25 protein-coding genes are annotated in these 25,540 nt (G+C 75.4%); 11 read left to right on the top strand and 14 right to left on the bottom strand.

Going from position 1 to position 25,540, the window contains the following annotated elements:
• Nucleotides 1-95: 95 nt before the first annotated feature.
• Nucleotides 96-1,247, top strand: a complete 1,152-nt coding sequence (locus ACI79C_RS02050; RefSeq protein ID WP_456943939.1) for an HRDC domain-containing protein — start codon at nucleotides 96-98, stop codon at nucleotides 1,245-1,247.
• A 143-nt stretch (nucleotides 1,248-1,390) separates the two neighbouring features.
• Here the strand turns inward: ACI79C_RS02050 and ACI79C_RS02055 are convergent, their stop codons facing one another.
• The 4 genes from ACI79C_RS02055 to ACI79C_RS02070 all read right to left on the bottom strand — a co-directional run bounded on the left by ACI79C_RS02055 (nucleotide 1,391) and on the right by ACI79C_RS02070 (nucleotide 4,428).
• Nucleotides 1,391-1,687 carry a thiamine-binding protein gene (locus ACI79C_RS02055; protein WP_456943940.1) on the bottom strand — a complete coding sequence of 99 codons (297 nt, stop codon included), beginning with the start codon at nucleotides 1,685-1,687 and terminating at the stop codon, nucleotides 1,391-1,393.
• On the bottom strand, nucleotides 1,684-3,597 hold the full coding sequence (dxs, locus tag ACI79C_RS02060) for a 1-deoxy-D-xylulose-5-phosphate synthase (protein WP_456943941.1): 1,914 nt from the start codon (nucleotides 3,595-3,597) through the stop codon (nucleotides 1,684-1,686). The genes ACI79C_RS02055 and dxs overlap by 4 nt, the downstream gene beginning before the upstream one ends.
• Before the next feature lie 159 nt (nucleotides 3,598-3,756).
• Nucleotides 3,757-4,125, bottom strand: a complete 369-nt coding sequence (locus ACI79C_RS02065) for a hypothetical protein (RefSeq protein ID WP_456943942.1) — start codon at nucleotides 4,123-4,125, stop codon at nucleotides 3,757-3,759.
• 72 nt (nucleotides 4,126-4,197) lie between these two features.
• Nucleotides 4,198-4,428, bottom strand: a complete 231-nt coding sequence (locus tag ACI79C_RS02070) for a DUF4177 domain-containing protein (protein ID WP_456943943.1) — start codon at nucleotides 4,426-4,428, stop codon at nucleotides 4,198-4,200.
• Between the two features lie 204 nt (nucleotides 4,429-4,632).
• On the opposite strand from ACI79C_RS02070, the gene ACI79C_RS02075 reads away from it, so the two are divergent.
• Nucleotides 4,633-5,583: a hypothetical protein gene (locus ACI79C_RS02075; RefSeq protein WP_456943944.1), complete on the top strand. Its 951-nt coding sequence runs from the start codon at nucleotides 4,633-4,635 to the stop codon at nucleotides 5,581-5,583.
• A 392-nt stretch (nucleotides 5,584-5,975) separates the two neighbouring features.
• Here ACI79C_RS02075 and ACI79C_RS02080 read toward each other — a convergent pair whose 3' ends face one another.
• Both ACI79C_RS02080 and ACI79C_RS02085 read right to left on the bottom strand, forming a co-directional pair.
• On the bottom strand, nucleotides 5,976-7,292 hold the full coding sequence (locus tag ACI79C_RS02080) for a class I SAM-dependent RNA methyltransferase (protein ID WP_456943945.1): 1,317 nt from the start codon (nucleotides 7,290-7,292) through the stop codon (nucleotides 5,976-5,978).
• A 35-nt stretch (nucleotides 7,293-7,327) separates the two neighbouring features.
• Nucleotides 7,328-9,364 carry an APC family permease gene (locus ACI79C_RS02085; RefSeq protein WP_456943946.1) on the bottom strand — a complete coding sequence of 679 codons (2,037 nt, stop codon included), beginning with the start codon at nucleotides 9,362-9,364 and terminating at the stop codon, nucleotides 7,328-7,330.
• 151 nt (nucleotides 9,365-9,515) lie between these two features.
• Here ACI79C_RS02085 and ACI79C_RS02090 point away from each other — a divergent pair, with 151 nt between their 5' ends.
• Together ACI79C_RS02090 and ACI79C_RS02095 are read left to right on the top strand one after the other, a co-directional pair.
• Nucleotides 9,516-10,184: a potassium channel family protein gene (locus ACI79C_RS02090; RefSeq protein ID WP_456943947.1), complete on the top strand. Its 669-nt coding sequence runs from the start codon at nucleotides 9,516-9,518 to the stop codon at nucleotides 10,182-10,184.
• A complete protein-coding gene (locus ACI79C_RS02095; RefSeq protein WP_456943948.1) occupies nucleotides 10,184-10,852 on the top strand; it encodes a potassium channel family protein in 669 nt (222 codons plus the stop codon). Before ACI79C_RS02090 ends, ACI79C_RS02095 begins: the two co-directional genes overlap by 1 nt.
• A 285-nt stretch (nucleotides 10,853-11,137) precedes the next feature.
• Here the strand turns inward: ACI79C_RS02095 and ACI79C_RS02100 are convergent, their stop codons facing one another.
• The 7 genes from ACI79C_RS02100 to ACI79C_RS02130 all read right to left on the bottom strand — a co-directional run bounded on the left by ACI79C_RS02100 (nucleotide 11,138) and on the right by ACI79C_RS02130 (nucleotide 15,760).
• Complete coding sequence (locus ACI79C_RS02100; protein WP_456943949.1) at nucleotides 11,138-11,998, bottom strand: DUF3159 domain-containing protein; 861 nt, start codon at nucleotides 11,996-11,998, stop codon at nucleotides 11,138-11,140.
• Nucleotides 11,995-12,372, bottom strand: coding sequence for an OB-fold nucleic acid binding domain-containing protein (locus ACI79C_RS02105; protein WP_456943950.1), 378 nt, complete (start codon nucleotides 12,370-12,372; stop codon nucleotides 11,995-11,997). The genes ACI79C_RS02100 and ACI79C_RS02105 overlap by 4 nt, the downstream gene beginning before the upstream one ends.
• Nucleotides 12,369-13,163 (bottom strand): alpha/beta hydrolase family protein, encoded by a 795-nt coding sequence (locus ACI79C_RS02110; protein ID WP_456943951.1) that lies wholly within the window; start codon nucleotides 13,161-13,163, stop codon nucleotides 12,369-12,371. Before ACI79C_RS02110 ends, ACI79C_RS02105 begins: the two co-directional genes overlap by 4 nt.
• On the bottom strand, nucleotides 13,160-13,879 hold the full coding sequence (locus ACI79C_RS02115) for a DUF3710 domain-containing protein (RefSeq protein ID WP_456943952.1): 720 nt from the start codon (nucleotides 13,877-13,879) through the stop codon (nucleotides 13,160-13,162). The genes ACI79C_RS02110 and ACI79C_RS02115 overlap by 4 nt, the downstream gene beginning before the upstream one ends.
• Nucleotide 13,880: 1 nt before the next feature.
• A complete protein-coding gene (dut, locus tag ACI79C_RS02120) occupies nucleotides 13,881-14,411 on the bottom strand; it encodes a dUTP diphosphatase (RefSeq protein ID WP_456943953.1) in 531 nt (176 codons plus the stop codon).
• Between the two features lie 36 nt (nucleotides 14,412-14,447).
• Complete coding sequence (locus tag ACI79C_RS02125) at nucleotides 14,448-15,350, bottom strand: hypothetical protein (protein WP_456943954.1); 903 nt, start codon at nucleotides 15,348-15,350, stop codon at nucleotides 14,448-14,450.
• Nucleotides 15,351-15,457: 107 nt separating this feature from the next.
• Entirely contained in the window at nucleotides 15,458-15,760 is a 303-nt protein-coding gene (locus ACI79C_RS02130; protein ID WP_089306675.1) for a DUF4193 domain-containing protein, read from the bottom strand.
• A gap of 317 nt (nucleotides 15,761-16,077) precedes the next feature.
• On the opposite strand from ACI79C_RS02130, the gene ACI79C_RS02135 reads away from it, so the two are divergent.
• Nucleotides 16,078-17,124, top strand: a complete 1,047-nt coding sequence (locus ACI79C_RS02135) for a phosphotransferase family protein (protein WP_456943955.1) — start codon at nucleotides 16,078-16,080, stop codon at nucleotides 17,122-17,124.
• A gap of 57 nt (nucleotides 17,125-17,181) precedes the next feature.
• Nucleotides 17,182-17,730 carry a LytR C-terminal domain-containing protein gene (locus ACI79C_RS02140; protein WP_456943956.1) on the top strand — a complete coding sequence of 183 codons (549 nt, stop codon included), beginning with the start codon at nucleotides 17,182-17,184 and terminating at the stop codon, nucleotides 17,728-17,730.
• Nucleotides 17,731-17,766: 36 nt separating this feature from the next.
• Here the strand turns inward: ACI79C_RS02140 and ACI79C_RS02145 are convergent, their stop codons facing one another.
• A complete protein-coding gene (locus tag ACI79C_RS02145; RefSeq protein WP_456943957.1) occupies nucleotides 17,767-18,591 on the bottom strand; it encodes an inositol monophosphatase family protein in 825 nt (274 codons plus the stop codon).
• Between the two features lie 58 nt (nucleotides 18,592-18,649).
• On the opposite strand from ACI79C_RS02145, the gene ppgK reads away from it, so the two are divergent.
• From ppgK to ACI79C_RS02170, 5 genes are all read left to right on the top strand, one after another.
• A complete protein-coding gene (gene ppgK, locus ACI79C_RS02150; RefSeq protein ID WP_456943958.1) occupies nucleotides 18,650-19,393 on the top strand; it encodes a polyphosphate--glucose phosphotransferase in 744 nt (247 codons plus the stop codon).
• Between the two features lie 304 nt (nucleotides 19,394-19,697).
• Nucleotides 19,698-21,068: an RNA polymerase sigma factor gene (locus ACI79C_RS02155; protein ID WP_456943959.1), complete on the top strand. Its 1,371-nt coding sequence runs from the start codon at nucleotides 19,698-19,700 to the stop codon at nucleotides 21,066-21,068.
• A 549-nt stretch (nucleotides 21,069-21,617) separates the two neighbouring features.
• Complete coding sequence (locus ACI79C_RS02160; protein WP_012949566.1) at nucleotides 21,618-21,842, top strand: DUF7455 domain-containing protein; 225 nt, start codon at nucleotides 21,618-21,620, stop codon at nucleotides 21,840-21,842.
• 143 nt (nucleotides 21,843-21,985) lie between these two features.
• On the top strand, nucleotides 21,986-24,385 hold the full coding sequence (locus ACI79C_RS02165; RefSeq protein WP_456943960.1) for a VanW family protein: 2,400 nt from the start codon (nucleotides 21,986-21,988) through the stop codon (nucleotides 24,383-24,385).
• Between the two features lie 83 nt (nucleotides 24,386-24,468).
• Entirely contained in the window at nucleotides 24,469-25,536 is a 1,068-nt protein-coding gene (locus ACI79C_RS02170) for a YihY/virulence factor BrkB family protein (protein WP_456943961.1), read from the top strand.
• Nucleotides 25,537-25,540 lie beyond the last annotated feature (4 nt).

The raw sequence follows: 25,540 nt of genomic DNA on the forward strand, positions 1-25,540 counted from the left end.
GAGCGCTGAGCACCGAGCCCATCCCGGCACCGGACGAGGAGCCGGCGTCTCCTCCGGCCATCCCGCTGCTCGCTCCTCGCGACGGGTTGCCACCGGTGGTCGAGACCTCGACCGCGCTGGTGGAGTACGCCGAGGCGCTGCGCGCCGGCACCGGCCCGGTCGCCGTCGACGCCGAGCGCGCCTCCGGCTACCGCTACGGGCAGCGCGCCTACCTGGTGCAGCTGCGCCGTGCCGGTGCGGGGACCGGGCTCATCGACCCGGTGCCGCTGCCGGACCTGTCGGTGGTGCAGGACGCGATCGCCGACTCCGAGTGGGTACTGCACGCGGCCAACCAGGACCTCCCGTGCCTGGCCGAGATCGGCCTGGTGCCGACCCGTGTCTTCGACACCGAGCTGGCCGCGCGGCTGGCCGGGCTGCCGCGGGTGGGCCTGGGTGCCGTCGTCGAGTCGCTGCTCGGGTACTCGCTGCAGAAGGGCCACTCGGCCGCCGACTGGAGCACCCGGCCGCTGCCCGAGGAGTGGCTGGTCTACGCCGCCCTGGACGTCGAGGTGCTCGTCGACCTGCGCGACGCGCTCGCCGCGATCCTCGAGGAGCAGGGCAAGACCGAGTGGGCCCGCCAGGAGTTCGAGGCGATCCTCTCCGCTGGCCCGCCGGCGCCCAAGGCCGACCCGTGGCGGCGCACCTCCGGCGTCCACGGTCTGCGCAACCGCCGGCAGCTGGGCATGCTGCGCTCGCTGTGGCAGGCCCGCGACGACCTGGCCCGGCGCCGCGACGTCGCACCGGGCCGGGTGCTGCCCGACGCCGCGATGGTCTCCGCCGTGCAGGCCGATCCCCGGTCGGAGGCGGCCCTGCTCGAGCTGCCGGTCTTCCGCGGCCGGGCCAACCGCAAGCTGGTGGGCACCTGGTTCGGTGCGCTCGCCCGCGGCCGGGAGCTGCCGGAGTCGGACCTGCCGCAGCACAGCAAGCCGGGTGACGGCCCGCCACCGGTCAGCCGGTGGGCCGACCGCGACCCCGCCGCGGCGATCCGGCTGCAGGTGGCCCGGGCCGGCCTGGCGGAGCTGTCGGAGAAGCACCGGGTGCCGGTCGAGAACCTGCTCTCCCCCGACCTGGTCCGCCGGTTGATGTGGAGCCCGCCGCCGTCGCGGGACGCCGACAGCGTGGCGGCGACCCTGCGCGCCGGCGGTGCGCGTGAGTGGCAGGTCGAGCTCACCCGCGACCTGCTGACCGACGCGCTCGACCGCGCCTGACCCCGCCGTCCCGGGGCCGCCAGCGGGTCGGCGACGATCAGGGGACCTGATCCCCGCGCGTCCTCCCTCGCGGTACGCCGTGCGGGAGGACGCGCTGCGGTGCGGGTGGACGGGCCGCGGTCACCGGACCCGATCCGGCACTCTCAGCGGAACTTGCGGGTGAGGCTCTCCATCGTCCGGTCGACCGTGGCGACCTTGACGTGCGAGATCCCGCTCGTCGCCCCGGCTGCCAGCATCGCCTCGTGCGCCGCCCGCAGGGTCGCCCACACCGCGTCGGCCTCGCCCTCCAGGGTCGTGCCGAGGGCGCCGACCTCGTGGTGCAGCCCCGACGCCCGGATGACGGCGATGGCGGCCTCCACGTGCGCGTGGGGGTCCTCCGGCGTACCGGGCGGCGACGGCGCGACCTGGATCTCGGCGATCACCGTGGCCCCGTCGGTCACGGGGTCTCCTCCACCGCCTCGGCGACGCTGCCCTCGCTGCGCTCGGCGAGGACCGCGGTCCACTCGGTGATCCGGCGGGCGACGTCCTGCTCGGTGAGCCCGGCGTCGGCCAGCACCTGACCGCGGCTGCCGTGCTGGAGGAACTCCTGCGGCAGGCCCATCGTCCGCACCGGGACGTCGCAGCCGCGGTCCTGCAGCGCCCGGGTCAGCGTGGAGCCGACGCCGCCGGCGCGTCCGCCGTCCTCCACGGTGACGACCAGCCGGACACCGGACGCCAGCGCCACGAGCTCATCGGGGACCGGGAGGACCCAGCGCGGGTCGACGACGGTGACCTCGATGCCGTGGTCGGCCGCGCGCTCTGCGGCGGCCAGGCACGTCGGCACCATCGACCCGACCGCGACCAGCAGCACCTCCGGAGCCGCGCCCCGGCGGAGGACGTCGACCGGGCCGCGCCGCTCCAGGGCGGGGATGTCGACCGGCGGTGCGCCCTTCGGGAAGCGGACGACGGTCGGCCCGTCGGTCACCGCCACGGCCTCGCGCAGCGCCTCGCGGAGGGTCGGCTCGTCGCGCGGGGCGGCCAGCCGCAGACCGGGGACCACCGACAGGATCGACATGTCCCACATGCCGTTGTGCGAGGCGCCGTCCGTGCCGGTCACCCCGGCCCGGTCCAGGACGACGGTCACCGCCTGGCGGTGCAGCGCGACGTCCATCAGCAGCTGGTCGAACGCGCGGTTGAGGAACGTCGAGTAGACGGCGACGACCGGGTGCAGCCCGGCCATCGCCAGGCCGGCGGCGGAGGTCAGTGCGTGCTGCTCGGCGATGCCCACGTCGTACGTGCGCTCCGGGAAGCGCTCGGCGAACGGCGCCAGCCCGGTCGGGTGCAACATCGCCGCGGTGATCGCGACGACGTCGGACCGCTCGGTGCCGATCCGGACCAGCTCGTCGGAGAAGGTGGCCGTCCAGTCCCGCGCCGTGGCGGCGCAGGCCCCGCTGTCAGGGTCGAAGACGCCGGTGGCGTGCCAGGCGTCGATCTGGTCGGTCTCGGCCGGCGGGTAGCCGAAGCCCTTGGTCGTGACGGCGTGCACGATGACCGGCCCGCCGAACGAGCGCGCCCGGCGCAGCGCGGACTCCATCGCCCGGACGTCGTGGCCGTCGACCGGGCCCAGGTACTTGAGGCCGAGGTCCTCGAACATGCCCTGCGGCGAGAGGACGTCCTTGAGCCCCTTCTTGATCGCGTGCAGCGCGTCGTAGAGCGCCGAGCCGAGCACCGGTGCCCGGTGCAGCGCCTGGCGCACCTGCAGCAGCGCCTGCTCGTAGCCGGGCCGCAGGCGCAGGGTGGCCAGCGCGTCGGCGACGCCGCCGATCGTCGGCGAGTAGGAGCGGCCGTTGTCGTTGACCACGATCACGACCGGGCGGTCCTTCGCCGCGGCGATGTTGTTCAGCGCCTCCCAGGCCATGCCGCCGGTGAGCGCGCCGTCGCCGATCACCGCCACCACCGGCCGCCGCTCCCCCCGCACGGCGAAGGCCTTGGCCAGCCCGTCGGCGTAGGACAGCGAGGTGGAGGCGTGGCTGTTCTCGACCCAGTCGTGCTCGCTCTCGCCGCGGCTGGGGTAGCCGGAGAGGCCGCCGCGCTGGCGCAGCCGCTCGAAGCCCTCGACGCGGCCGGTGAGCATCTTGTGCACGTAGCTCTGGTGGCCGGTGTCGAAGACGATCGGCTCGCGCGGGGAGTCGAAGACGCGGTGCAGGGCGATGGTCAGCTCGACCGCACCGAGGTTGGGACCGAGGTGGCCGCCGGTGCGGGCGACGCTGGTGACGAGGGCGTCGCGGATCTCGGCGGCGAGGGCCGGCATCTGCTCGGGGGTCAGCGCCTTGAGGTCGGCGGGGGTGCGGAGCGATCGCAGGAGCGACACGAGGGGGAAGCGTCCTCTCCATCGGCGGCAGGTGCACGGCTCGGCAACGGCCGCCGATCAACTGTAGCCGCGTTCACCCGGCTCTTCCGGTCGAGCACCGGAGCCGGATGCGGGCTCGAGGTGCCCTCGGTCACCTCCCGGGACCGACCGGGACCGGCGTCACAACCGGGGCACCCAGCGCTCGCCGCGCAGCGCCCCGGCGACCACCTCGACCCCGCGCGCGGCGGCTCCCAGCCGGGCGCCCTCGCGCTCGTAGGCGCTGATCGCCGCCTCCATCGCGTCGGCCGGCAGGTCGTCGGCGAGCTCCACGCGCACGGTGCGCCAGCCGGCCCGCGCCGCCTCGAGGCCCGCCTGCACGTGGTCGCGCGCGAAGCGGGCCAGCAACACGGGGTAGCGGCGCAGCACCTCGTGTGCCCGGTAGTCCGGCGGGACCAGGTCGAACAGCCAGGCGACCGCGCTCTGCTCCCAGTCGGGGGCACCCGGCGGCCGCACCGCGTCCGGCCAGCCCGGCGGCAGCGTCCCGTCCACCCCACCATCCTGCCGCACGTGTCGAACAGGCGTTCGACGACACGGCACAGGACGCCGTGCCGGCGTCCTCGCTCAGCCGGACGTGGGCCGCTTCAGCCAGAACTGCTCGAAGCCCCAGGTCCCGGCGCCGCTGGAGTGGTAGCTGACCAGCTCCCACCCCTCGCTGCCCAGCCGGTTGAGCACCGAGCTGGTGTCACCGGCCTGCCGCTCGAGCTGGCCGCCGGGGAGCTTCACGCTCACCCCGGCTCGCTGCGACTCGGCGTCGTTGGCCGTGATGACCGAGGCGTACTCCCAGGTGGTCACCCGTCGCACGGTAGTCGAGCCCTCCGAGCCGCCCGACGGCGACCGCGACCCCGATCACGGAGAGAAAGCGAGCAGAACCCTTCCGTCACCTCCCCTGGTCAGGCTACGGTGACGCACAGCGCTGGACCGACTCCAAGGAGTTCCGTCCCCCGGCCACGTGGCCGCGGCGCTGCCTGTTGCCGGACCCGCCCCGAGGGGACACCCATGCCGTCGTCGCACCGCCCTGCCGTCCTCCCGGGGAACCGGCGCGGATCCCGGACGGCGACGGCCGTCCTCGGCGCCCTGTCCCTGGTCGGCATCGCCGCGGGGCTCGGCGCGATCGCCCTCGACGCCTCCCGCCCGGCCTCGTTCACCGCGACCGAGGTGGCGGCCGCGGCGGAGGCGCCCGGGGACGCAGTGGCCGGTCAGGCGGCGGACCGCGAGAGCGCGATCGGGCACGCCTCCCGGGCCACCGCGCCGGCCACCCCCAGCCCGACCGCGCCGACCACGACGCCCCCGGTCGAGACGCCCCCCGCCCCGGCCGAGACCCCGGAAGCCGAGCCTGAGCCCGAGCCGGCCGAGACCCCGGAGCCCGAGCCGGAGCCCGAGCCGGTCGTCGCGGACGACGCCCCCGAACCCGCCCCGGCACCGCGCCGCACCACCCGGGCCCCCGCGCCGGCGCCCGAGCCCGCGGCCGCCGCGGCATCCGGGGGGCGGCAGATCCAGGCCTACCTGACCGGGTACTCCTACTTCGACAACACCCCCGCCGGCAGCCCGAGCATCTCCCACCCCCAGGTGCACCGGACCGCGGGCGGGACCGGCACCTACGACGACCCGATCACCGTCGCGGTGGGCCACTCCAAGGCCGGCGGGCAGCACACCCTGGACTGGGCCGCCGGGACGCGGTTCTACGTCCCCTCGATGCAGCGCTACCTGATCGTCGAGGACACCTGCGGCGACGGCGACTCCCCGCAGGACGGCGCCTGCCACACCGGCTACCCGTCGTCGGCGTCCACCTGGCTGGACGTGTGGGTCGACGGGCGCGACGGCAACTCGTCGTCCGCCGACAACTGCATGGGCCGGCTGACCGGCGTGCACCCGGTCGTCGTCGACCCCGCCCCCGGCCTGCCGGTCACGGCTGCCCCGATCGCCTCCGGCGGCGGCTGCGCTCTCTGAGCCCTCACCGGGCGGCGTGGTCCAGGACGGCTGCGCGGACGCGGCAGGTGGCTGCTCGGTCCGTGCGGGACGTCGTCCCGGGCGAGTCGGGCGGCGACCCGCCAGCACCGGCTGCCGGCGACCGAGTCGCCGTGGTGCCATGGGGCTCCGCCCCGCCCGGGGGCTCCACGGCCAGGGCGGGGCGGGCGTCCTGATCGTCGACCCGCGCCGTGCGACGGCGACGACGCCGGCGGGGGCGCTCACCCCGGCCGCAGCACCTCCGTCACGGCACGGAGGGCTCGGGGGCGGCCACCGCGACGCCGGTGGAGGCCACCAGGACCCCGAGCAGGACCAGCCCCACGGCGGCGCGGATCACCGTGGGTCCCGGACCCCGGTCCGCACACCGGCACCGCTCACGACTCGCCGCCCCTGACCAGCAGCGCGACGCACTCCACGTGGTGCGTCATGGGAAAGGCGTCGAACCCGCGGATCGCCGCGAGCCGGTAGCCCGCGGCGGCGAACGCCGCGACGTCACGGGCCAGGGACGCCGGGTCGCAGGCGACGTAGACGACGGCGCGCGGGCCCGCCCCTGCCAGCACCCGGCTCACCGCCGGGCCCGCGCCGGCCCGGGGCGGGTCGAGGACGACGACGTCCGGCGGGGCGCCGAGCTCGTCGAGCAGGTCGGCCAGCCCCTCGGCGTCCACCTCGCCCTGCCACACCTCCGCCTGCGGCAGGTCGGCCAGGTTGGCGTCGGCCGCCGCACAGGCCCCGGGGTCGGCCTCCACGCACACCACCCGGCCGCCCGAGCCGACCGCGGGCGCCAGCGCGCCACCGAACAGGCCGGCGCCGGCGTAGAGGTCCAGCACGATGTCCCCCGGCCGGACGGCCGCGAACTCCTCGACCGCGCCGACCAGGGCGTCGGCCGCGGCCGGGTGCACCTGCCAGAAGCCGGTGCCCTCGACCTCCCAGTCCCGTCCCGCCGCGGTGCGCGCGGCGCGGCCGGCCGGCTCGGCGCCGTCGCCACCGGTCTCCTCACCGGGGCGGGACACCCGGGTGGACTGCGCCCGGCCCTGCCGGTCGAGCCGGGTCGTCGTGATCGTCCCGGTCGTGTCGACCGCGACGTCCACGGCCCCGGCACCGGGCCAGCGCCGGCCCAGCACCGCGCGCGCGGCCGCCTCGACGGTGATCGGGCAGTCCTCCAGCAGCACCAGGTCGTGCGAGCGGTGCCTGCGCAGGCCGGGCGCGCCGGTCCGGTCGACGGCGAACCGCGCCCGCGACCGCCAGCGCAGCGGGCCGCCTGGCAGCTCCTCGACGACGACCTCGACGTCCGGCAGCCCGGCCAGGCGACTCAGCTGCTCGCGGACCACCGCCGCCTTGAGCCGCCGCTGCTCGGCCGGCCTGACGTGCTGCCAGTCGCAGCCCCCGCACCGGCCCGGCCCGCTGTAGGGGCAGGGCCGCTCGACCCGCTCGGGCGAGGCCTCCAGGACACGGACCGCGTCAGCCCGGCAGAAGCCGGGCTGGCGGTCCTCGGTCACCCGGACGACGACCCGCTCCCCCGGCAGGGCGTGCCGCACGAACACGACCCGGCCCTCGTGCCGGGCCACGCAGTGCCCGCCGTGGGCGACCCGGCCGACGGTGACCTCGAACTCCGAGCCGGTCCAGCCACCGCCGCGGTCGGGACGGGCCGGACGGGGCGGACGCCGCCCGGGACGCCGGCGCCGCTCAGCCACGGCGGTCTCCGGCGGGCCTCGTCGACCGAGGGTGCTCAGCCATACGGGGTCGCCTCGGTCGGCTCGGTGAGCCCCCGCCGCAGGTCACCGGGTGCCGGCCCGTTGCCACGGCCGTCGTCGTCCCGGCCGACCGAGCTCTCCAGCTGCCACGGGACCGTGGTGATCATGACGCCGGGCATGAACTGCAGCCGCGCCCGCAGCCGCAGCGCGCTCTGGTTGTGCAGCACGTTCTCCCACCAGTGCCCGACCACGTACTGGGGGACGAAGACGACCACCAGCTCGCGGGGGCTGTCGCGGCGGATGCCCTTGACGAAGTCGAGGACCGGCCGGGTGATCTCCCGGTACGGCGACTCGAGCACGGTCAGCGGCACGGGGATGTCGTACTTCTCCCACTGCGCCTGCAGCGCCCGCGTCTCGGCGGGGTCGACGTTGACCGTGAGGGCGGTCAGCGCGTCCGGGCGGGTGGCCCGCGCGAAGGCGAGGGCGCGCAGCGTCGGCTTGTGCACCTTGGAGACCAGCACGATGGCGTGCACCTTGCTGGGCAGCATCCGGGACTCGGGGTCGGGCACCAGCTGCTCGGCGACGTGCGAGTAGTGCCGGTTGATCGCCTTCATGAGCAGGAACAGCAGCGGCATCACCAGGATGACCAGCCACGCGCCCCGGGTGAACTTGGTGATGACGATGATCACCAGCACGACGCTGGTCAGCGACCCGCCCACGGCGTTGATCGCCTGCGACCGGCGGATCCGGCGGCGGGCCAGGGCGTCGGTCTCGGTGCGCAGCTCCCGGTTCCAGTGCCGCACCATCCCCCACTGGCCGATGGAGAAGCTGGTGAAGACGCCGACGATGTACATCTGGATCAGCCGGTTGACGTCGGCGTCGAACGCGACCATCAGCAGCGCGGCGAAGCCGGCCAGCAGCAGGATGCCGTTGCTGTAGACGAGCTTGTCGCCGCGGGTGTGCAGCTGCCGCGGCATGAACCGGTCCTGGGCCAGCACCGAGCCCAGCAGGGGGAAGCCGTTGAACGCGGTGTTGGCGGCCAGGATGAGGACCAGCGCGGTGGCCGCCTGGATGTAGAAGAAGCCCACCGACGTGTCCCCGCCGAACGTCGCCGCGGCCACCTGGGCGATGACCGTCCGCTGCGGCTCGGTCTCGCAGTCGGCGAAACCCACGAGGTCGCAGGGGTGCTCCACGTACTTGACGTCGGCGGCCAGCGCGAGCGCGGTGACGCCGGCGAACATGGTCGCGGCGATCCCGCCCATGAGCGCCAGCGTGGTGGCGGCGTTCCGGCTCTTCGGCGGCTTGAACGCCGGGACGCCGTTGGCGATCGCCTCGACGCCGGTGAGCGCGGTGCAGCCGGAGGCGAACGCGCGCAGCGCGAAGAACAGCAGCGCCAGGCCCGCCAGGTTCTCGTACCCGGGCTCGGGGGTGACCGAGTAGCCGGCCGTCTCGGCCACCACCGGGGAGTCGGTGAACAGGTCGCGGACCAGCCCGGTCCCGACCATCACGAGGATCCCCGTGATGAACAGGTAGGTCGGGACGGCGAAGGTGCGGCCCGACTCCCGCAACCCGCGCAGGTTCGCCGCGGCCAGCAGCGCCACCAGCCCGACGGCGATGGTCACGCGGTGCTCGTCGAGCGTGGGGAACGCCGAGATGATGTTGTCGGTGCCGGAGGCGACCGACACCGCCACGGTGAGCACGTAGTCGACGAGCAGCGCGCTGGCCACGGTGAGCCCGGCGAACTGCCCGTGGTTCTTGAACGCGACCTCGTAGTCCCCGCCCCCGGACGGGTAGGCCCGGACCACCTGCCGGTAGGAGAGCACCACGGTCCCCAGCAGCAGGACGACCGCGATCGCCAGCCACGGCGCGAGGTACAGGAACGCGGTGCCGGCCAGCGTCAGGACGATGAGGATCTCCTGCGTGGCGTAGGCCACGGAGGAGAGCGGGTCGCTGGCGAAGATGGGGAGGGCCAGCCGCTTGGGCAGCAGGGACTCCCCGGCACGGTCACTGCGGACGGCACGGCCGAGCAGCAGCCGTTTCGGGAGGTGTCCGAGGTCGGACAGGGTTGGCACGGCGGCGATGGTACGGACGGGAGGAGCTCCTGTGCCCCCGCCGCGAGGGTGACGTGCGGCGCTGCGGACGGCGGTCCCCCGCCTGGCCGGGTGTAGCTTCGCGCCCGACAGCGCGGGCGGACGGCGCCGGCGCACGAGCGGGGAGAACCCAGTGCACGTGGTCGTGATGGGCTGCGGCCGCGTCGGGTCGGCGATCGCCCGCCGGCTGGAGGAGATCGGCCACAGCGTGGCCGTCATCGACCAGGACCCGGAGGCCTTCCGCCGGCTCGGTCCCGAGTTCACCGGCCGCCAGGTGACCGGCCTCGGCTTCGACCGGCAGACGCTGCTGGACGCCGGCATCGACTCCGCCGGGGCCTTCGCCGCGGTCAGCAGCGGGGACAACTCCAACATCATCAGCGCCCGCGTGGCGCGGGAGACGTTCGGCGTCCAGCACGTCGTCGCGCGGATCTACGACTCCAAGCGCGCCGAGGTCTACGAGCGGATGGGCATCCCGAGCGTGGCCACCGTCCCGTGGACGGTGAACCGTCTGCTCCGCGAGCTGCTGTCGGTCAAGGTCAGCGAGCTGTGGCGGGAGCCCACCGGCCAGGTGCTGCTCATGCGGGTGACCGTCACCGAGGGCTGGGTGGGCCGCCGGCTGGCCGAGCTGGAGGCCGCCTCCGGCGCCCGCGCCGCCTGGCTCGTCCGTTACGGCGAGGCCCAGCTGCCGACGCCCGCCACGGTCCTGCAGGACGGCGACCAGCTGGTGGTCGCCTCGACCGACGCGATCACCCCGCGGGTGCACGAGGTGGTCGAGCGCGGCCCCGAGAGAGGGGAACACTGATGCGCGTTGCCATCGTGGGCGCCGGCGCGGTCGGCCGCTCCATCGCCGGTGAGCTGCTGTCCAACGGGCACACCGTGATGCTCATCGAGAAGGACGGCCGCAAGGTGCGCACCCGGGCGGTGCCCGGCGCCGAGTGGGTCCAGGCCGACGCCTGCGAGGTCTCCTCGCTGGAGGAGGCGCAGCTGGCGACCTGCGACGTGGTGGTCGCGGCCACCGGTGACGACAAGGCCAACCTGGTCGTCTCCCTGCTGGCCAAGACCGAGTTCGCGGTGAACCGCGTCGTCGCCCGGGTCAAGGACCCCCGTAACGAGTGGCTCTACACCGAGGCCTGGGGCGTGGACGTCGCCGTCTCCACGCCCCGCGTGCTCGCCGCGCTCGTCGAGGAGGCGGTCACCGTCGGCGACGTCGTCCGGCTGATGAGCTTCCGCAAGGGCGCGGCCAACCTCGTGGAGATCACCCTCGCCGAGGACACCCCGTGGGCGGGCAAGCCGCTGCGCGAGGTGCCGCTGCCGCGGGAGACGGTGCTCACCGCGATCCTGCGCGGCGAGCGGGTCATCACCCCCAGCCCCGACGAGCCGCTCGAGGTCGGCGACGAGCTGCTGTTCGTCACGCACGCCGACGTCGAGGAGCAGCTGCAAGAGGTGCTCTCCCCCGCGCCGGTCGCCTGAGGGGACGCCGGGAAGGGCCGCGTCCCGGGGCTGTCCTCAGGTGGGGTCCCTGACCTGACTCCGCGCCCCGGTCCGCTCCTCGCTCGCTGGCGCTCGCTGCGATGCTCCCGGGGCCGTCGTCAGGCGGGGTCCACGGCCCGACTCCGCGCCCCGGTCCGCTCCTCGCTCGCTGGCGCTCGCTGCGATGCTCCCGGGGCCGTCGTCAGGCGGGGTCCACGGCCCGACTCCGCGCCCCGGTCCGCTCCTCGCTCGCTGGCGCTCGCTGCGATGCTCCCGGGGCCGTCGTCAGGCGGCGCTTCGCTGCTCCCCACCGGGCTCCTGCTCCGGGCCGGCCGGTTCGGCGCGGTGCCGGTGCAGCCGGGCCACCACCCACAGGGTCACCAGGACCTCCACGGCGGTGACCGGCAGGCCGAGCAGCAGTGACGCGGTGCCGAGCAGCTCGACCTCGTCGGCGCGGTAGAGCACCCACTGCACGAGGACCCGCACGAGGAACGTGACGCCCCACAGGACCGTCAGCCAGGCGTAGGCCCGGTACATCCGCGGGTCGTCGCGCCAGTGCTGCTCCGGGCGCGGTTCGGGCGGCCGCTGCCCGGTGGTCGGGTCGGGCTGGGGCCGGTGGTGCAGCGAGGCGTTCACCTGGCCGATCCGCCGCCGCAGCCCCGGCAGGGAGTGCGACGCCATCGCGCCCAGGTGGCTCGGTGCCAGGAACTCGGCGATCACCCCGACCAGGGGCCAGCGCACCAGGATCGACCCGATCAGCACGACGCCCAGCGCGGCGTTGCGGATCAGCCCCGGCACGAAGAAGTCCCGGGCCTGGCCGGAGACGGCGGCGATGGCGACGGCGATCGCGACCCCGAACAGGCCGCTGAACGCCTGCTGCACGCTCTCCCGGCGCACCAGCCGGAGCCCGAACACCAGGACGGCGGCGCCGATCGCGGACCAGATCCCGGCCCGCAGCCCGCCGAGGGAGTTGCCCACGATGAACGCCACGGTGGGCAGGGACGCGTCGAGCATGCCCCGCCAGCCGCCGAGCTGGTCCAGGACGAGGTGCCGGTCGAAGACCACGGGGCCGGGCGTCGCCCCGCCGCCGGCCGGCTCGGGGCCGCCGGGACCGGGCCGCCCGTCCCCCTCGGGCGCAGCCGTCACCCGGCGCTCAGCTCGTACCGGGGGTTGTAGATGACCTGCCGGCCGTCGAAGGAGGCGAACCGGCCGTGGGCGCTGAGGGTGCGGCCCGGCTCGATGCCGGGGATCCGGCGCCGGCCCAGCCAGACGAGCGTGACCGAGCCCGAGCCGTCGAACAGCTCGGCTTCGAGGGTGGGGACGGTCTCGCGCGGGGTGTAGACCACGGACTTGAGCCGCCCGGTGACCGTGACGACCTCGCCCTTGCGACAGGAGCTCACCGGCTCGCAGCCGGACATGGCCGACCCGGCGCGCAGCCGCTCGGCGTCGATGGTGTGGTCGTCCGCGGTCAGCCGCTGGAAGGTCCGCGCGAGCCAGCCGCCCGAACGTGTCTCTGTCACGGGGAAAGCGTAGATCGGGACCGCCGGGCCGTGGCGCGCTCCCGCAGCCAGTCGCGGACCAGGGCCCACGGCGCTCCCGCGGGGTCGATGAGCACCATGTGGTCGCCGTCCACGAGGCGCACGTCGACCCGCTCCCCCGCCGTCTCCGCGGCCCGCGCGTACCGCTCGCTCTGCTCCGGCGGGACGACGTCGTCCGCGGTGCCGTGCACGCACAGCAGGTCGGCGCCGGCCGGGACCAGCCGCACCGGGTCGGCGGCGGCGTACCGCTCCGGGTCGTCCTCGGGCTCGGCGCCGAGCAGCGCCTGGACCGCCCCGTCCCCCAGCCGCTGCAGGGCAGCGCGCTCGAGGTCGAGCACCCCGGCCTGCAGCACGGCGGCGCTCACCCGCACCCGCGGCCGCGCGCCGGGTGCCCCCTCGGGCAGCCGGCCGCGGCCGGCGACCCACGCGGCCAGGTGCCCACCGGCGGAGTGGCCGACGACGGCGACGTCGTCCAGGTCGAGCCGGCCGGCGTCGTCCAGGTCGGGCAGCAGGTCGACGGCGGCGGCGACGTCGTCCAGCGTCGCCGGCCAGCCGCCGCCGGCACCCACCCGGCGGTACTCGACGGCGACGGCGGCGAAGCCGGCGCGGGCCAGGTCGTCGGCCAGGGGACGGGCCAGCTCGACCCCGTACGCCGACCGCCAGAACCCGCCGTGCAGCACCACGACCACCGGCACGGGGCCGGCGCCCTCCGGCACGGTCAGCTCGAGGAACTGGTCGGGGTGCGGCCCGTAGGCGGCGGTGGTGGTGCTCACGCGCCGGGGGCCTTCGGCGGCGTGCCCCCGGGGGCCTGCCGCCGGGCCGCCTGCTGCGCGGCGACCTGGGCCGCCGCCTGCGGAGGCAGGGTGAGCGGCAGCTGCTCGCGGACCGGCATCGGTTCGTTCCCCCGGACGACGACGATCTGCCGGAACGCCTCCTCGAGCTCGGCGGCCGCCTCGGGGCTCTCGGCGGCCGGCCCGCTCATCATGCCGCGCAGGAACCACCGCGGACCGTCGACGCCGAGGAACCGGGCCGCGCGGCGCACCGGCTTGGGAGCGGGTTGGCCCGGTTGCGCCGGCGCGGCAGCCAGGACCGTGCCGGCCAGCTCCGGTCCGAACGGCCCCTCCACCTCCTGCAGTCGCCCGCCCTGCCCGGAGGCGCTGCGGGCGAGGTCGGCCCGGACGTCGTCCCAGATGCCGGCCGCGCGCGGCGCCGCGAACGCCGACACCTGCAGCAGGGACTCCCCCATCCGCAGGGTCGCGCCGACCACCTTCTGCTGCGGGTTGACGTCGACCCGCAGCTCCGTCCCCGGGATGGCGGGCAGGCGCAGCGACCCCAGGTCGATGCGGGTGAGGCCGTCGTCGGGCGCGTCGGCGTCGTCCCACGGGCCGGTGGTCTCCTCGACCTCGCGCGGCCGGTGCTGCGGCTCCGGAGGCACCCCCCGCTCGCGGAGGCTGCGGTCGATCCGGTTGCGACGGCGTCCGAACGGCATGTCAGCTGCGCCCCTTCGACTCTGCGCTCGCGTGCCCGCCGGTCGAGCCGTGCCCGCCGGTGCCGCGCGAGCTGTCCGGCAGCCGGTCGACGGGGACGAACCGGGCCCGCACCACCGGCTGCACCACCAGCTGGGCGACCCGGTCGCCCCGGCGGAGGGTGAGCGGCGTGGTGGGGTCGAGGTTGACCAGGTTGACCTTGATCTCGCCGCGGTAGCCCGCGTCGATCGTGCCCGGCGCGTTGACCAGGCTCAGCCCCAGCCGGTGGGCCAGGCCCGACCGCGGGTGCACGAACCCGGCGTAGCCCTCGGGGATGGCGACGGCCACCCCGGTGCCCACGAGCGCGCGCTGCAGCGGGGCCAGCTCGACGTCCTCGGCGACGGAGAGGTCGGCACCGACGTCACCGGGCAGCGCGTAGGCGGGGACGACGTCCGCCGGGGAGGTCAGCCGCACCGGCACCTCGACGTCCGGGACGGTGCCCGCGGGCTCGGGTGGTCCCGGCGCGGGAGGGCGGGGCAGGACGGGGTCGGGCACGTCGGCGACCCTAACCGCGGGCCGCGTCCGCCCGCCTCAGGGTCGGGGCGCCCGCAGGTCGGCGAGCACCCGGCGGGCCAGGGCCTCGGTGAGCCTGCGGTTGCCCCGCCCACCCAGTGCCGCCCCGACCAGGAGCGGAGCGGCCGCGGGGACGGTGCGCGCCAGCCGGCGGGTCATGCGGCGGCGCAGGGTCCGCAGGGTGGCACCGGTCAGCAGGACGCCGAGGGCCGGCGCGGCGGCCGAGTCGTCGACCGCGCGCTGCGCCGACCAGCTCGACAGGTAGGCGCCCGCGCGGGCGCGGGCGTCGCCGGGAGCAGGGCGCCCGTACAGCTCGTGCAGCTCGCCGATCAGCACGACCTCCACCGCGGCCGTGAGCACCGTCTCGGCGCCCAGCTCGAGGGGCAGGGCCAGCAGGGACGCGGGTGCGAACCAGGAGGCGGCGGTGACCCCGCCGGTGGCGGCGCCGATGCCCGCGGTCAGCCGGGCGGCGCGGGCGACGAGGGCGTCGGCGATCTCGTCGTCCGTCGCCCCGGGGTGGGCCGCCCGCAGCCGGGCGCGGTCCCGGATGGGCAACCGCGGAGCCGCGGCCGCGAGCAGGTCGCCCAGGACCGCACCGGGTGCCCGGTCGGGGTCGGCGTCCGCAGCCGCGGCGGCGCCGGTGCGGTCGCGAGCCCGGTCGGCGCCGGCCCCGAGCCGCGCCCCGGCCGCCGCGGCGACCGCGGACACGACCTCCCGCAGCATCGTGGCGGCCGGCCGGCGCCCGTCCTCCGTGGCGGTGCCGGCCGAGCCGCCGAGCAGGCCGGAGACCGCGTCGGCCACCAGCCGGCCGGCCCGGGCCAGCGGCCCCTCCTCGGCCGGGGCGTCGGCCGCGCCCGCCGCCACGGGGCGCGGCGGCGGGACGTCCCGCACCGCGGCGGTGCGATCGCGGTCCTCGGTCATCGGCTCATCCTCCGTCGAGTGCTCCCCGGCCCGTCCTCGGTCTGCGCGGTCGCGAGGACGGGCGCCCCCCACGATCCCCACCTCGCTGCGGGGGCGGGGGGTCCTTCTCAGGCGGCGCAGTCGCGGCAGTACAGCTGGTCGCCCTTGGTGGCGGCCAGCCGGCTGCGGTGCTGCACCAGGAAGCAGCGGGAGCAGGTGAACTCGTCCTCCTGCTTCGGGAGGACGCGGACGGTGAGCTCCTCGTTGGACAGGTCCGCGCCGGGGAGCTCCAGGTTCTCGTTGAAGTCGGTCTCGTCGACGTCGACCGACGAGGACTGGGCCTCGGCGCGGCGGGCCTTGAGCTCCTCGAGCGAGTCCTCGCCGAGCTCGTCGGCCTCGTTGCGGCGCGGGGCGTCGTAGTCGGTGGCCATGGGGTGTGCCCCTCCTCCGGGGTTCTCTCGGGCGTCGGCGCCCGGATCGTCTGACGACGGCGCCGGAACGCCGCCGTCCTGGCCGGTCGCCGGGGGCGACCGGTGGTCGGGTGGCCGGCACCCGCGGGAGCGGGCACCGACCGGGTGCTGCAGTCCGCGCCGGTCGGCCCCCGGCGACGGGGGACTCCGGCTCCGGACTGACCGGCGGACCCCCCAACGTCGCGCGGTCCCCGTTTGTGCCCGCTGCGACGGGTCGAACACATCGGCATGGGATCGGGTCGAACGGGATGCGGAGCGCCAGAGGTTACCCTGCGGCCGTGTCGACTCCCGTGGGTGCCGATCCGTCCGTGGTGGGGCCCTACCTGGCCTCCGTCTTCGGTGACGAGCGCTGGCGCCAGGTGCGCATCGACCTCATCGCCGCGGGCATGTCCAACCTCACGTACATCGTGACGCCCGACGGCGGGGCGCCCGGCGACGAGGTGATCCTCCGCCGGCCCCCGACCGGGGCCGTGCTCGCCACCGCGCACGACATGGCGCGCGAGCACAAGGTGATCAGCGCCCTGGGGCCGACGCCCGTCCCGGTTCCCCGGACCCTCCACCTGTGCACCGACCCGGAGGTCCTGGGCGCCCCCTTCTACGTGATGGAACGCGTGGTGGGGCTGCACGTCGTGGACACCATCCCGCCCGGCTACGCCGACGAGCCCGCCCAGCGGCGGCAGATCGGCGAGGGCCTGGTCGACGTCCTCGCCGACCTGCACTCGGTCGACCACCGAGCCGTGGGCCTGGGCGACTTCGGCCGGCCGGAGGGCTTCATGGCCCGGCAGGTCCGCCGCTGGACCAAGCAGTGGGACGCCACCCGCGACCGCGACCGCCCGGGCCTGGACGCGCTGGCCGCCCGGCTGGCCGAGACGGTGCCGGCCACCCAGCGGGACGCCGTCGTCCACGGCGACTACCGGCTGGACAACTGCCTGCTCGACCCGGACACCCCCGGTCGGATCCGAGCGGTGCTCGACTGGGAGATGTCCACCCTCGGGGACCCGCTGGCCGACCTGGGGATGCTGTTCGTCTACTGGCCCCAGCCCGGCGAGGAGAGCGTCGCGGGCCAGAGCAGCGTGACAGCGCTGCCCGGCTTCCCCACGCGCGCGGACGTCGCCGAGCGCTACGCCGTCCGCACCGGCCTGGACCTCGCCGACCTCAACTGGTACGTCGGGTTCGCCTACTTCAAGTTCGCCGCGATCGTCGCCGGCATCGTCGCCCGGTCGAAGGCGGGGGCGATGGCCGGCAAGGACACCTCCGGCTACGCAGAGCGCATCGATCCCTGCGTGGAGCGGGGACGCGCCGCACTGGACGACGGTGCGATCTAGCGTCACCGTCCGGCCCTAGACTCCCGCCGACCACCGTCAGCGAGGGGGAGACAGCCCGTGAGCGCGCCGCCGACCGACCGTTCCGCGGTGCGCCCCCGCAGCGGCCGTCGGCCCATCCCCCCGCTGATCTTCCTGCTGGTGCTGGCGCTGGCCGCGCTCGCCGTGTGGTGGAACGTCCTCCAGGACGAGCAGGACCGTGACGCCGCCCAGGCGGCGGCGTGCACCACCGCGGCGGCCGCCCCGCCGTCCCTGGACCCCGGCACGCTCTCGGTGCGGGTCTTCAACGCCACCGACACCGCGGGGCTGGCCCAGCAGGTCGCCGCCGAGCTGCAGGGGCGGGGCTTCGTCGTCGACGAGGTCGCCAACGACCCCACCGACCGCGAGGTCACCGGGGTGGGCGAGATCCGGCACGGCCCGCGCGGCAACGACGCGGCCGCCTACCTCGGGCTGTTCCTCCAGGGCGCCGGTGACTTCCTCGACACCCGGGCCACCGCCCAGGTCGACCTGGTCATCGGCCCGGAGTTCGTCTTCCCGGACAGCCTGGCCGGCCCCGAAGAGGTGGCCGCCGCCCTGAGCACCGTCTCCAGCGCCGCAGCCGCCTGCTGACACGGCTCCCGGCCCGGCCGGGATCGGCTCACCTGGTCACGGCTCGGCGGTGTACAGCCGGTCGAGCAGGGCGACGAGGTCCTCGGCGACCGACGGGGCCGCCACGATGCCCAGCGGGTCGGCGAACGGGCGCCCCGGCAGCCCGGTGACCACCAGCCCCGCCTCGGCCGCGACGAGGGCACCGGCGGCGTGGTCCCAGGGGTTGAGCCCCTCCTCGTAGTACGCGTCGACCCGGCCCGCGGCGGCGGCGCACAGGTCCAGCGAGGCGCACCCGAAGCGCCGGATGTCGCGGATCTCGGGGAGCAACCGGGCGACGACCGCGCCCTGCGCCCGCCGCTGCTCCTCGCGGTACCCGAACCCGGTGGCGACCAGTGTCTGACCCAGGGACGCCGGCCGGCTGCCGCGCAGCCGCACCGGCTCCGGGTGCGCCGGGGAGCTGACGAACGCCCCTCCCCCGGCAGTGGCGGTGAACGTCTCCCCCGTGGCCGCGTTGAGGACGACGCCCGCGACGACGCCGGCGCCGTCCACCTCGGCTCCGATCGAGACCGCGTACGCGGGCAGGCCGTAGAGGAAGTTGACCGTGCCGTCGATGGGGTCGACCACCCAGCGCACCCCGCTGCGCCCCTCCCGGGACGCACCCTCCTCGCCCAGCACGCCGTCGTCCGGCCGCGCGCCGAGCAGCCGCCCGGTGATGAGCTCCTCGCACTGCTTGTCGACGGCGGTGACGACGTCGGTCGGGCTGGACTTGACGTCGACCTGCTCGGCCGCCGAACCCCGCTCGCGGGCCACCAGGTCGGCGGCCTCCCGCGCGGTGGCGACGGCGAGGTCCAGCAGGGCCGCGGGGTCCGCGTCGGGGATCACGGCCCGATCCTGCACGAGGGGATCTGCCGGCCGCGTGGCCGGTCACTAGATTGACCGCGTGCTGGGCTTCGGGGTGGACATCGGTGGCAGCGGGATCAAGGGGTGCGTGGTCGACCTCGACACGGGCGAGCTCCACGGGGAGCGGCTGCGCATCGAGACGCCGCAGCCGGCCCTGCCGCAGCCGGTCTACGACGTGGTGGCGCGCATCGTGCGGCACTTCGAGTGGCAGGAGCGGATCGGGGTCACCTTCCCCGGCGTCCTCAAGCACGGGGTCGCTCACACCGCGGCCAACGTGGACAAGACGTGGCTGGGCACCGACGTCGCCGCGGGGCTGGCCGCGGTCGTGCCCGACGGCGTCCAGACGCTCAACGACGCCGACGCCGCGGGGCTGGCCGAGATGCGCTACGGCGCCGGCCGGGACAAGAAGGGCGTGGTGCTGATGCTCACCTTCGGCACCGGCATCGGCAGCGCCCTGTTCACCGACGGCGTCCTGGTGCCCAACACCGAGTTCGGCCACATCCAGGTCGACGGCGAGGACGGCGAGCGGCGGGCGTCCGCGGCGGCCCGCGAGCGCGAGGACCTCAGCTACCCCCAGTGGGCCAAGCGGGTGGACCGCTACCTCGACGTCCTCGAGGCCGGCGTGTGGCCGGACCTGATCATCGTGGGTGGCGGGGTCAGCAAGAAGGCGCACAAGTGGGTGCCGCTGCTGTCCACCCGCACCCCCGTCGTCCCGGCGCAGCTGCTCAACGACGCCGGCATCGTCGGTGCGGCGCTCGCCGCCCACGAGCGCATCGGGCAGTGACCGCGGCACGGGCTGCCGAGCGGCTCCACCGTCGCCACGGAGGGTGAGAACGCTCCTGGACCGGGCACCTCACCCCCTGCGGGCGAGCACGAGGAGGCCGCAACGGTGGTTTCGGCCCAGTCCGTCGTTACAATGGGAGAGCCCCGCCCCGTCGCTCCCCAGCCGAGAGCCATCCCCCGCTCACGCACCGGCCAAACGCCGGTCGGTTCGGCGGGACCTCTTCCGCTCCGGACGCCGGCCGAGGCCGCTGCCCGGGGGCCAGACGGCCCCCCGGGGAACGCACCCAGCACGGGAAGGAACCTGAGTGCCCGCCGACCAGCCAGCACCGGAAGCAGCCGCAGCGAGCACCTCGAGTCGCTCCAGGACGGTCGCCGCCGCCCCCCGGGCCACCCGGACCAGCGCTCCGGTATCCGCGGGCGACGCCACGGCCGTCCCGGCCAAGGCCCCGGCCCGCAAGAAGGCACCGGCGAAGACCACCGCCGCCAAGGGCTCCCGCAAGCCGAGCATCACGCCGTCGCCGGGCACCGGTGAGGGCGCCGTGCTGACCGCCGTCGCCACCGACGGCTCCGCGGTCGCGGTCGTCGACGGCGGCGAGGGTCTCAAGATCGACGAGACCGTGGTCGCCGGCCCCGACGGCGTGGCCGACGCCGAGCCGGCCGCCGAGGAGGTCGCCGCCGAGGGCGCCGACTTCGAGTGGGACGACGAGGAGGAGTCCGAGGCGCTCCGCCAGGCGCGCAAGGACGCCGAGCTGACCGCCTCGGCCGACTCCGTCCGCGCCTACCTCAAGCAGATCGGCAAGGTCGCGCTGCTCAACGCCGAGGAGGAGGTCGACCTCGCCAAGCGGATCGAGGCCGGTCTCTACGCCGCCGAGCGGCTGCGCCAGGCCGAGGAGGAGGGTCAGAAGCTCTCCCCGCAGATGCGCCGGGACCTCAACTGGATCGTCCGCGACGGTGAGCGGGCCAAGAACCACCTGCTGGAGGCCAACCTCCGCCTGGTGGTCTCCCTCGCCAAGCGCTACACCGGCCGCGGCATGGCGTTCCTGGACCTCATCCAGGAGGGCAACCTCGGCCTGATCCGCGCCGTCGAGAAGTTCGACTACACCAAGGGCTACAAGTTCTCGACCTATGCCACCTGGTGGATCCGGCAGGCGATCACCCGCGCCATGGCCGACCAGGCCCGCACCATCCGCATCCCGGTGCACATGGTCGAGGTCATCAACAAGCTCGGCCGCATCCAGCGCGAGCTGCTCCAGGACCTGGGCCGCGAGCCCACCCCGGAGGAGCTGGCCAAGGAGATGGACATCACCCCGGACAAGGTGCTGGAGATCCAGCAGTACGCCCGGGAGCCGATCAGCCTCGACCAGACCATCGGTGACGAGGGCGACAGCCAGCTCGGTGACTTCATCGAGGACTCCGAGGCCGTGGTGGCCGTCGACGCGGTGAGCTTCACGCTGATGCAGGACCAGCTGACCAGCGTGCTGCAGACCCTCTCCGAGCGGGAGGCCGGCGTCGTCCGGCTGCGCTTCGGCCTCACCGACGGCCAGCCGCGCACGCTGGACGAGATCGGCCAGGTCTACGGCGTGACCCGTGAGCGGATCCGGCAGATCGAGTCGAAGACGATGTCGAAGCTGCGCCACCCCAGCCGCTCCCAGGTGCTGCGCGACTACCTGGACTGAGCAAGGACCCCGCTGCCCCCCACCGCTCGCAGGCTCGCGGCGGGACCCTGCAGCAGGGCCGCCGTCCTCCTCACCTCTCGCACGCTCGGGGTGAGGCTCGGGACGGGGCCACCCTCTCCGTGGCCGGGACGGCCCCGACCCCCTCGGGTCGGGGCCGTCGCCGTTCGGGGCGTGCCCCCCGCCCCGGCGGGGGAACGGCCGCATCTCGGGATGGTCACGATCTCACCCGGATGAGCTGGCAGTGCGGTGTACGCCGTCACCGTCCGGGTAAGCGGCGTAGCGTGGGGGACGTCAAGACAGCAGCGGACCCACCAGCCGGACACTGAACCGGCGCACGAGACGACGACGAGCACAGGCACCACGACGACAGACCGGCACCATCCAGTGACGTCCCTGCTGACCCGCCCCACCCGCATCAGACGGCACCAGCCTCACCGGACACGGCGAGTCACACCGTTCGATCGGCAGGATCGGGAACACGGGGATCCATCCTGGCGCTGTGCAGGAGGCCGATCCGCAGCCGCGGGTCCGTGCGGTAGAGAGCGAGTGATGACCCAGATGACCCAGACGCTGACGACGACCCCGCCCGCCGACGACCTGGTCGTCCCCTTCCACTGTGACCGCTGCGGCGCGCTGGCCAAGGTGCGGGTGGTCCTCGCCAGCGGCAGCGACCTCGTCTTCTGCGGGCACCATGCCCGTGAGTACGAGGGCAAGCTCCGCGACATCGCCGTCGACATCATCGAGACCGACGGCGAGCAGCGCCTCAGCCACTGAACGAGGCGCTATCGTCGCAGACAGCGATGAAGCCCTCACCCGACGCCGCCGCCGGTGTCCCCTCCCCGCTCGATGCGGACGGGACACCGGCGGCTCCGTCGTTCCCGGGGTCCCCCGGTCGACGGCCACCCGGAGATCCCTCGATGCCCCCACAGACCACCTCCTCCGCGCCGCAGCCCTCGGCCGCACCGGACGAGCACGCCGAGCCGGACGAGACCGTCCGCCTGGGGCAGCCGGTGCTGTCCGACGACACGCGGCCGGTGCCCCGCGACCGCGGCCCGGTCACCCCGGAGAGCGCCGCTCCCGGAGGCCCGCCGGCGCCGGTCCCCGCTCCGCCCGCCGAGGACCCGCACGCCGCCGCCCCCGGGACCGACGCGGACCGGCAGGCCGACGCCGACCCCGCGGCCGCCGAGCCGGTCGCAGCCGGCACGGCCACCCCTGGATCGGGTCCCGTTCCCCCGGACGACGAGGACCACGAGACCCAGGACATCCGCTTCGCGCCCGGGGAGGCGCCCGGCGACCACCCGGCGCCCGCCGACGCCTCCTCGACCACGGTGCTGCCACCGGGCGCCCTGCCCAGCGACGCCCCCGGCCCGGACGACACCGTGCCGGCGGCCGCGGGCGCGGCGCCTCCCGGCGACCCGGGCCCGGGTGACCAGGGCACGGGTGACCGGGGCCCCGGCGACCAGGGCCCCGGCGACCAGGGCCCCGGTCCGGGCGGCCCCGGTGGCCCTCCCCGCGGGGACGACGTCGCGACCGGCCGGCCCTGGTGGCGGCGTCCGGCCGTCCTCGCCCCCGCTGCGGCCGTCGTCGTGCTCGGTGCGGCGTACGGCGCAGACCTGCTGGTCGCCGGCGGGGACGTGCCCCGCAACACCGTCATCGCCGGGGTGGACGTCGGCGGACTCTCCCCGGCCGCCGCTTCCGAGCGGCTCGAGAACGAGCTGGCCCCGCGCGTGGGCGCCGACCACGTCGTGGTCGCCGACGACGTGGAGCTGCCCCTCTCCCCCGCCGCCGCGGGGGTCACCCTCGACGTCGAGCGCACCGTCGACGCCGTCGACGACCAGCCGCTGAACCCCTGGACCCGCCTGGTGACGCTGTTCAGCGAGCGGGCCGTCGAACCGGTCCTCGCGGTGCAGGACGACGCGCTGGGCGCCCAGGTCGAGGCCATCGCCGCCCAGGTCGACCGCGCCCCCGTCGACGCGACGATCACCCTCGACGGGACGACGCCGACCGTCGTGACGCCCGAGGAGGGGCGCAGCCTCGACCGCGCGGGTGCCGCCGAGGCGATCACCGCCGCCCTGGCCTCGGGCGGGGACCCGGCGACCCCCATCGAGCTGCCCGTCGAGGTCGCGGAGGTGTCGGTGGACGCCGCGGAGGCGCAGCGGGTCCTCGACGAGACGGTGACCCCGGCCCTCGCCGCCCCGGTCACGGTGACCAGCCAGGACGGCGCCACGTCGGCCGAGATCCCCGTCGAGGCGATCGCCGCCTCGCTCACCTTCACCCCGCAGGAGGACGGCGTGCTGGCCGTCGCCGTCGACCCGGCCCACCTGCAGGAGGCCACGGGCGACGACCTCGCCGAGTTCGGCACCCCCGCCCAGGACGCGCGCTTCGAGATCTCCGGCGGCTCGGTCACCGTGGTCCCGTCGATCGACGGCCAGGGGGTCGACCCCGCCGAGCTGGCCGGCCAGCTGCTCGCGGTGCTGCCGCAGCCGGCGCCGCGCACGGTGACCGCCCAGCTGGGCCCGGTCCCGGCCGACCTCACCACCGAGGAGGCCCAGGCGCTGGGCATCCGGGAGGAGATCAGCTCCTTCACCACCACGACGACCAACAGCGCCAGCGGCACCAACATCCGTGTGGTCGCCGAGGAGGTGGACGGCGCGCTGGTCATGCCCGGCGAGACCTTCAGCCTCAACACCTTCACCGGCCCGCGGGGCCGCGCGCAGGGCTACGTGCCCGCCAACGTGATCAGCGGCGGGGAGCTGTCGACGGCGGTCGGCGGGGGGATCAGCCAGTTCGCCACGACGATGTTCAACGCGGTCTTCTTCGCCGGCCTCGAGGACGTCTACCACAAGCCGCACAGCTTCTACATCAGCCGCTACCCGGCCGGCCGCGAGGCCACGGTGTACGAGGGCCAGATCGACCTGCAGTGGCGCAACGACGGCGACACCGGGGTCTTCGTCGACACGCGGTGGGAGCCCCGGGGCGGCGGTGGGGGCTCGATCACGGTGACCTTCTACGGCACCAAGCGGTACGAGGTCGAGGCCATCGAGGGCGCCCGGACCAACTTCCGGCAGCCGGCGGTGCAGGAGAAGGTCGACGACGGCGACTGCATCCCCCAGTCCGGCGTCCAGGGGTTCGACATCACCGTGACCCGGGTGTTCCGCGACCTGCAGAGCGGCGCGGAGATCCGGCGCGAGACGTTCGACACCACCTACGCCGCCGAGGCGGTCATCCGCTGCGTGGCCCCCGAGCCGGAGCCCGAGGCCGACGCCGAGCCGGCTCCCGAGGGCGAGACGGCCGAGTCCCCCGACTCGGGCGACTGACGCTCCTCCCATCGGGCGACCCGCGCGCCGGGTGACCGGCCCAGCCGCCGGTCGCCCGGTGCCGCGGCGTGCACACTGGGGCGATGAGCACCGTCCTCCCCGGTGGATCGCCGGCCGCCGCCGGCAGCACCCCGGACGGTGCCGACGCCGACCCATCCGGCACTCCGGCCGCGCTCCCCGCGGCCGCGGCTCCCGCACGCGGACGGCTGGCCCGCTGGCCGGCACCGGTCCGCGTCCCGCTGCAGGTGCTGGGCCGGACCCTGGCCAAGGCGTGGGGTGACCGCATCCTCGGCCTCTCGGCGGAGGCGGCGTTCTGGCAGATCCTGTCGGTGCCGCCGCTGCTGATCGGGCTGCTGGGCTCGCTGGGCTACCTCGGCACCTTCATCGGCGAGGAGACCGTCGCCCGGATCGAGGACCAACTGGTCGAGGCGTCGGCCCGCGCCCTCACGCCCGACGTCGTCGACTCCCTGGTGCAGCCGACGCTCAACGACATCCTCGGCTCCGGACGCCTCGACGTGGTCAGCGTCGGCTTCCTGCTCGCCCTGTGGGCCGGGTCGTCGGGCACCGCGACGTTCATGAACACCATCGTCATCGCCTACGACCAGCGCGACGTCCGCGGACCGATCCGCACCCGGCTCATGGCGCTGTGGCTGTTCGTCGTGGGCATGGTGCTCGCGGTCCTCACCCTGCCGCTGCTCGTGCTGGGCCGCGAGGTGCTGGTGTCCCTGCTCCCCGCCGACTGGCGCGACACCGCCACGGTGCTGGTCAACGCCGTCTACTGGCCCGTCGTGCTGATCGGGCTGCTCCTGGCCCTGACCAGCTTCTACCACGTGGTGCTGCCGCGGCGGCTGCCCTGGCGTCGGCACCTGCCGGGCACCGTGCTCGCCGTCGCCTTCTTCATCGTGACCGCGCTGCTGACCCGCGCCTACGTGGCCGACATCCTCACCGCCACGCTGCCCTACGGAGCGCTGGCCACCCCGATCGCCGCGCTGCTGTTCTGCTTCTTCTTCGGCATGGCCGTGCTGCTCGGCGCCGAGCTGAACGCGACCATCCAGGCCCGCTGGCCGGCACCGCTGCGCCGCCACCAGAAGCGCCGGCAGGAGCGCCGGGCGGCCAAGCTCGACCGCGCCCGGCGGCTCGACCTGCTCTGACATC

The sequence above is a fragment of the Geodermatophilus sp. SYSU D00697 genome (assembly GCF_054050175.1).